The sequence below is a fragment of the Devosia ginsengisoli genome (assembly GCF_007859655.1).
In the GTDB taxonomy this organism is placed as follows: domain Bacteria; phylum Pseudomonadota; class Alphaproteobacteria; order Rhizobiales; family Devosiaceae; genus Devosia; species Devosia ginsengisoli.
The window spans coordinates 214,742-226,370 of the sequence record NZ_CP042304.1 but is presented as its reverse complement, the minus strand read 5'-3'; the positions used below and the strand labels follow the sequence as shown (position 1 = coordinate 226,370).

Genomic DNA, 11,629 nt, shown 5'->3' with positions numbered 1-11,629 from the left:
CTAGGAGGGGGTATCCCCCTAAGGATAAAGCCGCGCGCTGCTCCACCCATCCCCATCCCGCACGAACCTCACCCGGTCATGCAGCCGGAACTCCCCATCCTTCCAGAACTCGATGCTGTCAGGCACCAGCCGGAACCCCGACCAATGCATCGGCCGCACTACCGCGTCGTCACCGATCTCCGCACTAACCTCAGCCACCCGCGTCAACAAAGCCTCCCGGCTCGCCACCGGCCGCGATTGCTCCGAGGCCGATGACGCGATCTGGCTGCCCTTGGGCCGGCTGGCAAAATAGGCGTCGGCTTCCTCCGGCGACACCACTTGCACCGGCCCGCGCATTCGCACCTGCCGGCGCAGGGATTTCCAGTGCATCACCATGGCCGCCTTGGGTTGGGCCAGCAATTGCTTGCCCTTCTCGCTCTCAAAATTGGTGAAAAAGCAGAAGCCCCTGGGAATCGCGGCTGTTGAGCAGCACCATGCGCACATCGGGCATGCCCTCGCCATCGACGCTGGCCAGCGCCATGGCATGCGGATCGTTGGCCTCAGCCTCCTTGGCCAAAGCAAACCACTCCTCGAACAGGGCGAAAGGGTCGAGGTCGGTGCGGTCGCTGTCGTCGAACAGGCGCTCGGTCAGCGTCTGGAGCATGGTGGAATCATCCCTTCGTCGCGCATAACTTTACAAGCCGGGAGGGCATGGCCATATAGGACTCGAACCTTGGGCGAAGCAACGCCCTCGACATTGAACGGACCAAATGCGCGATCCCTATACCGTGCTTGGGGTGCCAAGATCGGCGAGCGAGAAGGACATCAAGTCCGCCTATCGCAAGCTGGCCAAGAAGTATCACCCCGACCAGAACCCGGAAGATCCAGCGGCGCACGGCAAATTTGCCGAGGCGACGAATGCCTATGACCTGTTGAACGACAAGGACAAACGAGGCCAGTTCGACCGTGGCGAAATCGACGCCGACGGCAATCCGAAATTTGCCGGTTTCAATCCCGGCGCCGCCTCGCGCGGCGCCCGTGGCGGCGCTGGCGCAGCAGGCGGCTTTTCGGCCGAGGACATCCTCAAGGAATTCATGAGCGGCTTCGGCGGCCAGCCGCGCGGCGGCATGGGCGCAGGAATGGGCGGCGGCCGTGGCCCAACCGGCGGCGCCCAGTGGGACCCCTTTGCCGGCGCGACGGCAGGCGGTGGCCGCAGCATGAAAGGCGAGGATGTCGTGGTCAACGCCACCATCTCGCTGGAAGATGCCCACCAGGCCAAGCCGATCGACGTGCGGATGCCCTCGGGCAAGGTGCTCTCGGTCAAGATTCCAGCCAAGGTCGAGGAAGGCCAGCAGATCCGCCTCAAGGGCCAGGGTTCGCCCGGCCTCGGCGAACCCGGCGATGCGCTCGTCACCATCCGCTTCGAAAAGTCCAGGCAATTCCGCCGCGACGGCGCCGACCTGCGCACCGATGTCGCGCTGACACTCTACGAAGCCGTGCTCGGCGCCAAGGTCCGCGTGCCCACGCTCGACGGTTCGGTCGAACTCAACCTGCCCCCCGGCGTCGATACCTCAAAAGCCCTGCGCCTCAAAGGCAAGGGCCTCTATGGCGATGGCGACCTGTACGTAAACCTCCGCGTCGTCCTGCCCCCGGGTGGGGACCCGGACCTCGAAGCGCTGGCCAGATTCATGCGGGATCAGAAGCCGTATAAAGTGCGGGATTAAGCTCCAAAACCAACCCCACCCTCGATGTCACCCCGGCCTTGAGCCGGGGCCCATCTCGAGATCACACCACAACCGCAAGGTAGGCCGTTTGACCACCAGACAAGTCCATCCATCTCAGGATGGATCCCGGCTCAAGGCCGGGATGACATCGAGGTATTGGGAGATTAGGCGCCTACTCCCGCGGCGCCGCCGCCCGCACCAACCGATCATTGATCGCCTCGCCCAACCCCTCCTCGGGCACCGGCGCTACCGCAATCACCCCCACCCCCGCCGCATCCAGCTCATGCAGCATCGAGAACAGATTCCGCGCCGCCTCGTGCAGATCCCCCGTCACTGACAGGTTCCGCATCACCCCGCCAAAGTCCGGCGCATCCCCAAACGCCAGATAGGCCTCGCCCGCAAGCGGTTCGGCATTGAGCCGCATCTGCGCATTGGGCGCATAGTGGCTCGCCAGCATGCCCGGCGCCGCCACCGCACCGCCCTTCTTAGCCAGTTCCACCGTCACACCCAGCCGCCGCTCAATCTCCCGCCGTGCCACCGCCCCGGCCCGCAACTGCACCAGTCGGTCCCCCTCGACCTGGATGATGGTGGATTCCACCCCCGCCCGGCATGGCCCGCCATCGAGCACCGGCACCTTCCCCGCAAAACCCCGCCGCACCTGCTCCGCCGTGGTCGGCGACAGCCGTCCCGACGGATTGGCCGACGGCGCTGCCAGTGGCCGGCCTACCGCCGCGATCAGTTCCAGCGCCAGCTTGTGATCGGGAATGCGGATCGCCACGCTGTCGAGCCCAGCCATGACCACATCGGCCAGTCCATTGCCCTTCCTCGCCGGCAGCACCAGCGTCAGGCTTCCCGGCCAAAGTGCAGTCAATCTCAGGGCAAGCGGCGAGAAATCGGCAAGCATGCTTGCCATTTGCATGTCAGCGCAATGCACGATCAGCGGGTTGAAGCGCGGCCGCCCCTTGGTCTCGTAGATCGACAGCACCGCGTCGGCATTGGTCGCATCCGCCCCCAGTCCATAGACGGTTTCGGTGGGAAAGGCGCAGAGCCTGCCCGCGCGCAGCAGGGCGGCGGCTTCGGCCACGGTTCGGGGGTCGGCGGCGGTGTCGGTCATGCCGGTTGTTTGACAATGACGCCCCCGCACGTCAAGACGAAGGACCGAATCAGGAGACTCGTCCCGCGTGACCACGCTGCTCGTCAGCCAGCCGAATTTTGCCGACCATGTCACGCCGCAGGGTCACCCCGAGCGCGCCGACCGCATCCGCGCCGTCGAGGAGGCGCTGAGCCGTCCGCGCTTCGACAAGCTCATCCGCCGCAACGCCCCCATGGGCGACCTCATGCTGGCCGAACTGGTCCACGATTCCAACTACCTCGCCCATCTGCGCAATGGTCGCCCGGCCGAAGGCATCGGCCAGCTCGATGCCGACACCTTCATTTCCGCCAATTCCCTCTCCGCCGCCGCCACCGGGCTGGGCGGCGCATTGGCCGGGCTCGAAGCGGTGCTGCTGGGCGAAGTCGACAATGCCTTCTGCGCTATTCGCCCGCCCGGCCATCACGCCGAAATCGCCACGCCCATGGGCTTCTGCCTCATCAATACCGCGGCCATCGTCGCCCGCGAGGCGCAGCGCAAATATGGTGCCGAGCGCGTGGCCATCGTCGATTTCGACGTGCATCACGGCAATGGCACGCAGGACATTTTCAAGGCTGACCCCACGGTCTTTTACGCCTCCAGCCACCAGATGCCGCTCTATCCCGGCACCGGCAAGGCCAGCGAGACCGGTGTCGGCAATATCGCCAATGCGCCGCTCGATCCCGAGACCGGCGGGGAGAGCATGCGCGAGGCCTATGCCGACCGCATCATCCCGGCGCTGATCGATTTCGCACCCGATCTCATCCTCATCTCCGCCGGGTTCGACGCGCATGAACGCGACCCGCTGGCCCAGCTCAACTGGCAATCATCCGACTATGGCTGGCTCACGGGAAAGTTGATGGATGCCGCCGCGCAGTGCTGCGGCAACCGCATTGTGTCCCTGCTCGAAGGTGGCTATGACCTCAAGGGCTTGGCGGGCGGTGTTTCGCACCATGTCGCCATGCTGATGGACGGCGCCACCGGGCGCTTGGAAGACTAGGAGCCGGAACGATGGCCGACAATGACGACGTCAAGACGCTGAGCTTCGAGGCCGCTCTGGCCCAGCTCGAGGAAATCGTCGGCAAGCTCGAATCGGGCCGTGCACCCCTGGCCGAATCCATCGCCATCTATGAGCGCGGCGAAGCCCTCAAGAAGCATTGCGAAGCCCTGCTCCAGGCCGCTGAGGCCCGCATCGAGAAGATCACCCTCTCCCGCGACGGAAAGCCTACTGGCACCGAGCCGCTGGACGCGTAAATATCGCGCCACGCCCTCGTCCTTCGACCAGCTCAGGATGAGGTCTACTTCACATCACGGCTCCCAGTAGACCTCATGGTGAGCCTGTCGAACCACGAGGTCGTGGCATATATCCATGACAACCAGCTCCAAATCCCTTCGCAATTTCCGCATCGTGCTCTGGGCGCTGGTCGCCGTGGTGGCCATCGGCGCCACCGCGCTTTACCTGTTCCGCCCCCCGGCCCGCCCGCTGGGCGTCACCGGCCAGCCGTTCGAACTGGCCTCCACCCAGGGCGGCAATTTCACGCAGGACAGCCTCAGGGGCACGCCAAGCCTGATCTTTTTCGGCTACACCTTCTGTCCTGATGTCTGCCCCACCACATTGGCCGAAACCACCGCCTGGCGCGAAGCGCTCGGCCTCACGCCCGAACAGCTCCGCATCATCTTCGTCACGGTCGATCCGGCACGCGATACGCTCGATGTGGTCAAGGGCTATGTCGAAGGCTTCGATCCTTCCATCATTGGCCTGGTCGGTAACGAAGCGCAGACCGAAGCCGTCAAGGCCGCCTTTGGCGTGATTGGCGAAAAGGCCGATGGCTATGCCGAGGACGATCCCTATTACCTCGTCGATCACACCGCCCTGACCTTCCTCATCGATGCCGACGGCACTTTCAAAAGCACCGTGTCCTACGAGGAAGCCAGCGACACCGCACTCGCCAAGGTCAAGCGCCTGGTCGAGGGATGAGCGAGCGCATCCGGCTCGATCTCGCCCTCGAACAGCGCGGTCTGCTGCCCAGCCGCGCCCGGGCTCGCGACGCCATCCTGCGCGGCACAGTCACCATCAACGGCATTGCCGCGATCAAGCCGCACCAGATGGTCGGCCCGGCTGACACGCTGGCGCTGAGCGACCCCGCCGCCAACTATGTGTCCCGCGCCGCCCTCAAGCTGCTTGCCGGGCTCGACGCCGGCCAGATCGATGTTACCGGCAAGACCTGTCTCGATGTCGGGGCCTCGACCGGCGGTTTCACCCAGGTCCTCATGGAGCGCGGCGCCGCCCGCATCTATGCCGTCGATGTCGGCCATGACCAGTTACATAGCCGCCTCAAGGGCAGCGATCGTGTCGTCAGCATGGAGGGCGTCAATGCCCGCGACCTGACGTCCGAGATGATCCCCGACCCCATCGACCTGCTGGTTTCCGATATCAGCTTCGTCTCCGTCACCAAGGTTCTCGCCGCCCCCTGGCGCTCTGCACGCCCGATGCCGCGGCGGTCATCCTGTTCAAGCCGCAATTCGAGGTCGGCCGCCAAAATGTCGGCAAGGGCGGCATCGTGACGGACGAAGCCGCCATCGCCGCCGCACTGGCCGAGGTCACCGCCTTTGTCGCCGCGCAGGGCTTTGCCCATCGCCTGTCGGTTCCCTCGCCTATTGCCGGTGGCGATGGCAATGTGGAAACCGTATTGGTGTTCGGTCGCGGCGACCCCAGCTAGCACCCGAATTTGTCTTTGCCGCCCGCTTCGGCTAGGGCAAGGCAAACCCCGAGACCTCGACAGGATTCCAGCATGACCGATGCCAATGACGATTATGTCTATGACGAGCAGACCGGGGAGTGGCGCCCGGCTTCCGAACTGGCGGCCGAGGCCGCAGCCGGGCCGACCGTTGTCGACGCATCGGGTACTGTGTTGGCCGATGGCGATTCCGTCGTGCTGATCAAGGACCTCAAGGTCAAGGGTGCGGGCCAGACCCTCAAACAGGGCACAGTCATCAAGTCGATCCGGCTGACCGACAATCTCGAGGAAATCGACTGCCGCCACGACGCCATCAAGGGCCTCGTGCTGCGCACCGAATTCGTACGCAAACGCTGAGCGCTAGTTCCGCTCGAACCCCACCGCGCCCTCGCGCCCGGTCTGGCCGCGATGCCGCAGGGCATGGTCGGCCAGCACCAGCGCCATCATGGCCTCACCCACCGGCACGGCGCGGATCCCCACGCAGGGGTCATGCCGCCCCTTGGTGATGATGTCGGTATCCTGGTTGGCCGTTGTCACCGTCTGGCGTGGCGTCAGGATGGACGAGGTCGGCTTCACCGCGAAGCGGCACACGACCGGGTCGCCATTGGAAATCCCACCCAATATGCCGCCGGCATGGTTGTTGAGGAAATAGGGGCGCTCCGGGCCCGCCCGCATCTGGTCGGCATTCTCGACGCCTGTCAGGCTCGCCGCCTCGAAGCCGGCGCCGATCTCGACGCCCTTGACCGCATTGATGCTCATCATGGCCGAGGCCAGGTCGGCGCTCAGCTTGCCATAGATCGGCGCACCCCAGCCCGCCGGCACATGCTCGGCCACCACCTCGATCACCGCGCCCACCGAATTGCCGGCCTTGCGGATACCGTCGAGATAGTCGGCCCATAGCGCTGCGGCCTTGGCGTCGGCGCAGAAAAACGGGTTCTCGCCCACCTGATCCCAGTCGAAATTGTCATAGTCGATCTTGTGCGGCCCAACCTGCACGAGGCTGGCCCGAATCGAAATGCCCGACAGCACCTGCCGTGCCACGGCGCCCGCGGCCACCCGCGCCGCCGTCTCGCGTGCGGAGGTGCGGCCGCCGCCGCGATAGTCGCGGATGCCGTATTTCTGGTCATAGGTATAGTCGGCATGGCCGGGCCGGTACTTGTCGCGGATGTCAGCATAATCCTTGGAGCGCTGGTCGGTGTTCTCGATCACCAGCGAGATCGGCGTGCCGGTCGTGCGCGGCCCGTCGGTACGTTCGTCCTCGAACACGCCGGAGAGGATTTTCACCTCGTCGGCCTCGCGCCTTTGCGTCGTATATTTGCTCTGCCCCGGCTTACGCCGGTCCAGGTCGCGCTGGATCATCTCCGGCGTCAGGGAAATGCCCGGCGGGCAGCCATCCACCACCACGCCCAGCGCCGGCCCGTGGCTCTCGCCCCAGGTGGTGAAGCGGAAGAGATGTCCTGATGTATTGAACGACATGGCGCGGCCCCGTGGTTGGGGCTGTTCTAGGCAGGCCACGCTACAAGGTCAATCAAGCCAGTTCTCGACGCGCAGATTCGGTACGCGGGAAAACTCGCGGATATTGTCGGTGACGAGAGTGAGATCGAGGGCCAGGGCGTGGGCGGCGATGAAGAGGTCGTTACCACCGATCGGCGTTCCCGCGCGCTTTAAATAAGCTCTGATCTGGGCGTAATGCGCGTCCGCTGGCGCGGCAAACGGCAGTACCGCTATGTCGTGGAGAAAATCTTCAACTTCCTTGGTCAGCCGCGCTGAGCCTTTCGCTTCGGCACCAAATCGAAGTTCCGCCGCGCTGATGATACTGACGCCGATATGATGCGCCCCAAAGTGGTGCATCTTGTTCCATAGCGCGCCTTGGCCTAAGCGCATCAGGCTCGACACGATGTTCGTGTCCAGCATGGCCCGAAGCGTCACAGGTCAGGCTCATCAAGCGGCAGCAGATCTGAGTCGTCGATATCGGGGAAATCGACCGGACCGTATTTGGCAATCACGTCGAGAAAGGACTTGGGCGCAGCCTTTGGCTCAATAACCAACGCGTCGCCGTCCTTGCGGATGGTCACCTCGGTTCCGGGCAGTTCGAACTCCACGGGAATACGCACAGCCTGATTGCGCCCATTGCGAAACAGGCTCGCCGTCCTGGCTTTGCTGTCGACCTTGATCTGGTTCATTGGCGCCTCCATCAGGCATATGCCAATAACATATGCCTGATCAGCCCCACAAACAACCTACCCCCGCAGCAGTTCCATCCGCCCCGGTGTGAAATGCATGATCGCATCCTGCGGCGGCGCCCAGTTGATCACTTCGACGATCGGTGCATGCTCGATCAGCACGCGCAGGGTGCGGGCGATGCCGCCATGCGCTACCACCACCGACGGTCCCCCGAGCACGCTGGAAAATTCGGCCAGCCGCGCTTCGACATCGCGGTAATTTTCGCCGTTCTCGGGCCGATAGTCCCAGTAATCCTCGGTACGTTCGCCCGGCGCGATGGCCATGTTGGCGGGAAGCTGCTCGAACAGTTCCCCTTCCAGCACGCCGAAGGAAATCTCCATCAGCCGCACGTCATACTGCACATCCGGCAGATGCCCCGCGAACCCTGCCCGCACCCGGTCCATGGTCTCGCGTGTTCGGCCCAGGGGCGAAGCGTGCCATTCGAATTCCTGCGGATCGAGCCCGCGCGCCGCGAACAGGGCGGCGAGTGTCCGGCCATTCTGGTTGGCCTGGCCGCGCCCCTTGTCATTGAGCGGAATGTCTTTGCGTCCCTGATAGCGACGTTCGGCATTCCAGGGCGTTTCACCATGCCGGACAAAGTAGATTTCCGGCCAGACCAGGGCTGTCATGATATTCCCGCGCCGCTGAGCCGGCGCGTCCTAAGGCAGTGGAGTCGTTGCGCTGGTTGTGGCACATGGAAGATGAATTCGCCAGCCGCATGACACCAGGTTCCGGTTTCCCATGACCCTCTCCCCCGCCGACACGATTGCCCAGCTCACCGCGCTTCTCGGCGCCAATGGCGTCATCGGCGATCCGGACCGGATGGGCGCCTATATCAACGAGCCGCGCAAACGCTTCCACCAGAAGGCGGCGGCCGTGTCCCTGCCCGCTTCGGTCGAACAGGTTCAGGCGATCGTCCGCTGGGCCAATGAAAACAGCGTCGGCCTGATCCCCCAGGGCGGCAATACCGGCCTGGTGGGCGCCCAGGTTCCCCTGCGCGGCGACGAGGTCATCGTGAGCCTGCAGAAGCTCGACCGCATCCGCGCCATCGACACCGCCGCCGGCACCATGACATCAGAGGCCGGCACCATTCTCGAAAACGCCCACAAGGCCGCCGAGGCCGAAGGCATGATCTTCCCGCTCTGGCTGGCCTCGCAGGGCTCGGCCCGTATCGGGGGCCTGCTCTCGTCCAATGCCGGCGGGGTCAATGTGCTGGCCTATGGCAATGCCCGCGAGCTCACCATGGGCGTCGAGGCCGTCCTCGCCGATGGCCGCCTCTACCGGGGCCTCAATTCCCTCAAGAAGGACAATACCGGCTACGACCTCAAGGACCTGCTGGTCGGCGCCGAGGGCACGCTGGGCATCATCACTGCCGCGACGCTCAAGCTCTTCCCCAAGCCGGAAGATTATGAAACCGCGCTGATCAGCATTACCGGCCCCGAAGCTGCCCTTACCCTGTTCCAGCACCTGCGCGAGCGCATCGGCAGCCGCCTCAATGCTTTCGAGATCGTGCCCCGGATCGGGCTCGACATGCAGCTCCGCCATGGCGACCTCGACCGCGACCCCAGCGCCGGCCCCTCCCCCTGGTATGCGCTGATCGAAGTCAGCCGCATGAAGGGCGGCGCGCCCGGCGCATTGCAGACGGCCATCGAGGCCGCCTTTGCCGAAGGCCTGCTCGACAATGCCGTCTTCGCAGAATCCCTCGAAGACCGCACCCGCATGTGGGCCTTCCGCGAGCAGATGAGCGAGGTGCAATCAAAGGAAGGCGCCTCCATCAAGCATGACGTCTCGGTGCCCATCGCCGCCGTGCCCCAGCTCATCGCCGAGGGCAGCGCCGCCGCCCTGCGCCTGGTCCCCGGCATCCGCCCCGTGCCCTTCGGCCATATGGGCGACGGCAATATCCACTTCAATTTCAGCCAGCCGGTCGGCGCCGATCCCAAGGCCTTCATGGCCAGCGCCGACGAAATCCTGCACGAGGCCATCTACGAAATCGTGCTGCGCCTCGGCGGTTCGGTCTCGGCCGAACATGGCATCGGCCAGCTCAAGGTGGACCTGCTGAAACAGGTCAAGGATCCCGTGGCGCTGGACATGATGCGGGCAATCAAGATGGCGCTCGATCCCAAGGGCATCCTCAATCCGGGGAAGATGCTTCGAGCCGGCCCGTAGGGCAAATCCGCTCCGGTGGAGCGGATTTAGGTAAGAAGGCCATGAGGGCTATGCCCGAATGGCACGAGCCAGTCACATACGCGGAACCCGACCACATGGCAGTGCCGTCTTGCACTCATCCCGCGCTGGCCCCATCTATCCGCCATGCTGCTCAATATCACCTTCCTCGACGACGCCACCCGCCCACCGGTACCCAAGCTCGAAGGCCTGACCGACACCCAGCGCGGACCGGGGGAACACCTGCGCATGATCCACGATCACCTGCGCGACAACATGGTCACCCTCGGCAAGCTCATCGAACGCGCCAATGCCGGCAGCGTGACGCCGGCCGAGATCACCGCCGAAACCGGCGATCTGGCCATGGTCGCCAATTACCGCCGCTTCGGTAATCTCTGCGGCCAGCATTGCGGCATTGTCGACACGCATCATTCCATCGAGGATCACCACCTCTTCCCGGTGCTCGCCATGCAGGGGCCTGCCTTCAAGGCCATTGCCGAGCGGCTGACGGCCGAGCATGTCGTGGTGCATGAATTGCTCGAGCGCCTGGTCGCCGCCCTCAATGCGCTCGCCGCCGAGCCGACCCCGACGCGCTTCGAAGACGCCAAAACCGTCTATCACGCCCTCGAAAAGGTCCTGCTCTCTCATCTGGGCTGGGAAGAAGACGCCATGGGCGACGCATTGGGCTATTTCGGCATCATGTAGCGACCACCCCGCTGGCCCCACCCTCCCCCTTGAGGGGAGGGAAGCGAGATAGGACTTAGCGTTTGCTAAGTCCGTTGAATCGAGCAGGGTGGGGGGTGTCGCGGGTTCCACGAACGCGGACCTTTGGGGCATCAGCAACCCCCTCCCCAGCTCTGCTACGGCCCCTTTGGGCCGAGCGACGCTACCCTCCCCTCAAGGGGGAGGGTGTGGTCCGAGGCTGCGGCGCCCCCTCAGAACAAATCCAGTTGCCCACCCCCGGCGACCTTTGGCTTCGGCTCTGGTTTCACCACAGCTACCCGCTCGATCAACCCCGCATCGTCGTCCCGGGCCGAGTTCACCCGCGTCGAGACCGGATGGAACTTCAGCGCGCCATCCTCCAGCGGCAGTGCCAGCTGCCAGGCCTCGCGCGCCCGCACCTCGCGCACATTCAGCCAATCCTCGATCGCTTCGCCCTCGAGAATGGCCGGCATGCGGTGATGGATTTCCGACAATTGCTCATTGGCCGGCACGGTGATCGTCGCCACGCTGTCGATTTCCTCGCCATTGGGACCCATCCAGCTCGTATAGAGCCCAGCCAAAGCCATGGGCCGGTCGTCCTCCATGGTGATGTAATAGGGCTGCTTGGACTTGTCCGGATTGGTGTGCCACTCGTAATAGCCGCTGGCCGGAACGATGCAGCGGCCATGCTTGAGTGCATCGCGAAAGGCCGGCTTTTCCGCCATGGTCTCCACACGCGCATTGACCAGCAGCGGAAAGTCGCGCGGATCCTTCACCCAGCCGGGCACCAGCCCCCAGCGGGCGAAATGTGCCTCGCGCCTGCCATGCGCTTCCCAGATGGCGGCCACCGGCTGGGTCGGCGCAATATTGTAACGCGGCACCAGATCGATGGAATTGAATAGCTTGAACAATTCCCCCATCATTTCGGGCGGCAGCGTCGAAGCGTAGCGTCCGCACATGATCGCACTCCT

Annotated in this window: 15 protein-coding genes and 1 pseudogene; 9 read left to right on the top strand and 7 right to left on the bottom strand. The window is 64.5% G+C overall.

Translation table 11 applies throughout. The annotated features are described in order from the left end of the window. Positions 1-18: 18 nt before the first annotated feature. Positions 19-643 (bottom strand): annotated as a pseudogene (pdxH, locus tag FPZ08_RS01200) (pyridoxamine 5'-phosphate oxidase). A 106-nt stretch (positions 644-749) separates the two neighbouring features. On the opposite strand from pdxH, the gene FPZ08_RS01195 reads away from it, so the two are divergent. Further along, the gene (locus tag FPZ08_RS01195; protein WP_146288290.1) at positions 750-1,703 is read left to right on the top strand and encodes a DnaJ C-terminal domain-containing protein; all 954 of its coding nucleotides are present in this window, start codon (positions 750-752) and stop codon (positions 1,701-1,703) included. Positions 1,704-1,875: 172 nt separating this feature from the next. Here the strand turns inward: FPZ08_RS01195 and FPZ08_RS01190 are convergent, their stop codons facing one another. Continuing rightward, the gene (locus FPZ08_RS01190) at positions 1,876-2,817 is read right to left on the bottom strand and encodes an L-threonylcarbamoyladenylate synthase (protein WP_146288289.1); all 942 of its coding nucleotides are present in this window, start codon (positions 2,815-2,817) and stop codon (positions 1,876-1,878) included. A 67-nt stretch (positions 2,818-2,884) separates the two neighbouring features. On the opposite strand from FPZ08_RS01190, the gene FPZ08_RS01185 reads away from it, so the two are divergent. From FPZ08_RS01185 to FPZ08_RS01165, 6 genes are all read left to right on the top strand, one after another. Next, a complete protein-coding gene (locus tag FPZ08_RS01185) occupies positions 2,885-3,832 on the top strand; it encodes a histone deacetylase family protein (protein ID WP_146288288.1) in 948 nt (315 codons plus the stop codon). Between the two features lie 11 nt (positions 3,833-3,843). Then, the gene (locus FPZ08_RS01180) at positions 3,844-4,086 is read left to right on the top strand and encodes an exodeoxyribonuclease VII small subunit (RefSeq protein WP_146288287.1); all 243 of its coding nucleotides are present in this window, start codon (positions 3,844-3,846) and stop codon (positions 4,084-4,086) included. 115 nt (positions 4,087-4,201) lie between these two features. Then, positions 4,202-4,810 carry an SCO family protein gene (locus FPZ08_RS01175; RefSeq protein ID WP_146288286.1) on the top strand — a complete coding sequence of 203 codons (609 nt, stop codon included), beginning with the start codon at positions 4,202-4,204 and terminating at the stop codon, positions 4,808-4,810. Continuing rightward, positions 4,807-5,397: a TlyA family RNA methyltransferase gene (locus FPZ08_RS01170; protein WP_342780156.1), complete on the top strand. Its 591-nt coding sequence runs from the start codon at positions 4,807-4,809 to the stop codon at positions 5,395-5,397. Before FPZ08_RS01175 ends, FPZ08_RS01170 begins: the two co-directional genes overlap by 4 nt. Further along, positions 5,304-5,552, top strand: coding sequence for an SAM-dependent methyltransferase (locus tag FPZ08_RS22750; RefSeq protein ID WP_342780182.1), 249 nt, complete (start codon positions 5,304-5,306; stop codon positions 5,550-5,552). Before FPZ08_RS01170 ends, FPZ08_RS22750 begins: the two co-directional genes overlap by 94 nt. Positions 5,553-5,624: 72 nt before the next feature. After that, the gene (locus FPZ08_RS01165; protein WP_146288285.1) at positions 5,625-5,927 is read left to right on the top strand and encodes an alkylphosphonate utilization protein; all 303 of its coding nucleotides are present in this window, start codon (positions 5,625-5,627) and stop codon (positions 5,925-5,927) included. Positions 5,928-5,930: 3 nt separating this feature from the next. Here FPZ08_RS01165 and aroC read toward each other — a convergent pair whose 3' ends face one another. The 4 genes from aroC to FPZ08_RS01145 are packed head-to-tail and all read right to left on the bottom strand — an operon-like array spanning position 5,931 to position 8,422. Beyond that, entirely contained in the window at positions 5,931-7,046 is a 1,116-nt protein-coding gene (gene aroC / locus FPZ08_RS01160) for a chorismate synthase (RefSeq protein WP_146288284.1), read from the bottom strand. Positions 7,047-7,094: 48 nt separating this feature from the next. After that, entirely contained in the window at positions 7,095-7,484 is a 390-nt protein-coding gene (locus FPZ08_RS01155; protein ID WP_246132772.1) for a type II toxin-antitoxin system VapC family toxin, read from the bottom strand. An 11-nt stretch (positions 7,485-7,495) separates the two neighbouring features. Continuing rightward, the gene (locus tag FPZ08_RS01150; protein WP_146288282.1) at positions 7,496-7,753 is read right to left on the bottom strand and encodes an antitoxin; all 258 of its coding nucleotides are present in this window, start codon (positions 7,751-7,753) and stop codon (positions 7,496-7,498) included. 57 nt (positions 7,754-7,810) lie between these two features. After that, the gene (locus FPZ08_RS01145) at positions 7,811-8,422 is read right to left on the bottom strand and encodes a histidine phosphatase family protein (protein WP_146288281.1); all 612 of its coding nucleotides are present in this window, start codon (positions 8,420-8,422) and stop codon (positions 7,811-7,813) included. Positions 8,423-8,534: 112 nt separating this feature from the next. On the opposite strand from FPZ08_RS01145, the gene FPZ08_RS01140 reads away from it, so the two are divergent. Together FPZ08_RS01140 and FPZ08_RS01135 are read left to right on the top strand one after the other, a co-directional pair. Next, entirely contained in the window at positions 8,535-9,959 is a 1,425-nt protein-coding gene (locus tag FPZ08_RS01140) for an FAD-binding oxidoreductase (protein WP_146288280.1), read from the top strand. Positions 9,960-10,103: 144 nt separating this feature from the next. Then, positions 10,104-10,661: a hemerythrin domain-containing protein gene (locus FPZ08_RS01135; protein ID WP_146288279.1), complete on the top strand. Its 558-nt coding sequence runs from the start codon at positions 10,104-10,106 to the stop codon at positions 10,659-10,661. A gap of 230 nt (positions 10,662-10,891) precedes the next feature. On the opposite strand, the gene FPZ08_RS01130 is transcribed toward FPZ08_RS01135, so the two are convergent. Continuing rightward, positions 10,892-11,617 carry an SOS response-associated peptidase gene (locus FPZ08_RS01130; RefSeq protein ID WP_146288278.1) on the bottom strand — a complete coding sequence of 242 codons (726 nt, stop codon included), beginning with the start codon at positions 11,615-11,617 and terminating at the stop codon, positions 10,892-10,894. Between the last annotated feature and the right edge of the window lie 12 nt (positions 11,618-11,629).

What these genes read in the sequence shown, in the direction of transcription:
- FPZ08_RS01175 (WP_146288286.1), top strand. Translation starts at nt 4,202, where the DNA reads ATGACAACCAGCTCCAAATCCCTTCGCAATTTCCGCATCGTGCTCTGG.
- aroC (WP_146288284.1), bottom strand. Translation starts at nt 7,046, where the DNA reads ATGTCGTTCAATACATCAGGACATCTCTTCCGCTTCACCACCTGGGGC.
- FPZ08_RS01130 (WP_146288278.1), bottom strand. Translation starts at nt 11,617, where the DNA reads ATGTGCGGACGCTACGCTTCGACGCTGCCGCCCGAAATGATGGGGGAA.
- FPZ08_RS01140 (WP_146288280.1), top strand. Translation starts at nt 8,535, where the DNA reads ATGACCCTCTCCCCCGCCGACACGATTGCCCAGCTCACCGCGCTTCTC.
- FPZ08_RS01195 (WP_146288290.1), top strand. Translation starts at nt 750, where the DNA reads ATGCGCGATCCCTATACCGTGCTTGGGGTGCCAAGATCGGCGAGCGAG.
- FPZ08_RS01190 (WP_146288289.1), bottom strand. Translation starts at nt 2,817, where the DNA reads ATGACCGACACCGCCGCCGACCCCCGAACCGTGGCCGAAGCCGCCGCC.
- FPZ08_RS01180 (WP_146288287.1), top strand. Translation starts at nt 3,844, where the DNA reads ATGGCCGACAATGACGACGTCAAGACGCTGAGCTTCGAGGCCGCTCTG.
- FPZ08_RS01145 (WP_146288281.1), bottom strand. Translation starts at nt 8,422, where the DNA reads ATGACAGCCCTGGTCTGGCCGGAAATCTACTTTGTCCGGCATGGTGAA.
- FPZ08_RS01150 (WP_146288282.1), bottom strand. Translation starts at nt 7,753, where the DNA reads ATGAACCAGATCAAGGTCGACAGCAAAGCCAGGACGGCGAGCCTGTTT.
- FPZ08_RS01170 (WP_342780156.1), top strand. Translation starts at nt 4,807, where the DNA reads ATGAGCGAGCGCATCCGGCTCGATCTCGCCCTCGAACAGCGCGGTCTG.
- FPZ08_RS01165 (WP_146288285.1), top strand. Translation starts at nt 5,625, where the DNA reads ATGACCGATGCCAATGACGATTATGTCTATGACGAGCAGACCGGGGAG.
- FPZ08_RS01155 (WP_246132772.1), bottom strand. Translation starts at nt 7,484, where the DNA reads ATGCTGGACACGAACATCGTGTCGAGCCTGATGCGCTTAGGCCAAGGC.
- FPZ08_RS01135 (WP_146288279.1), top strand. Translation starts at nt 10,104, where the DNA reads ATGCTGCTCAATATCACCTTCCTCGACGACGCCACCCGCCCACCGGTA.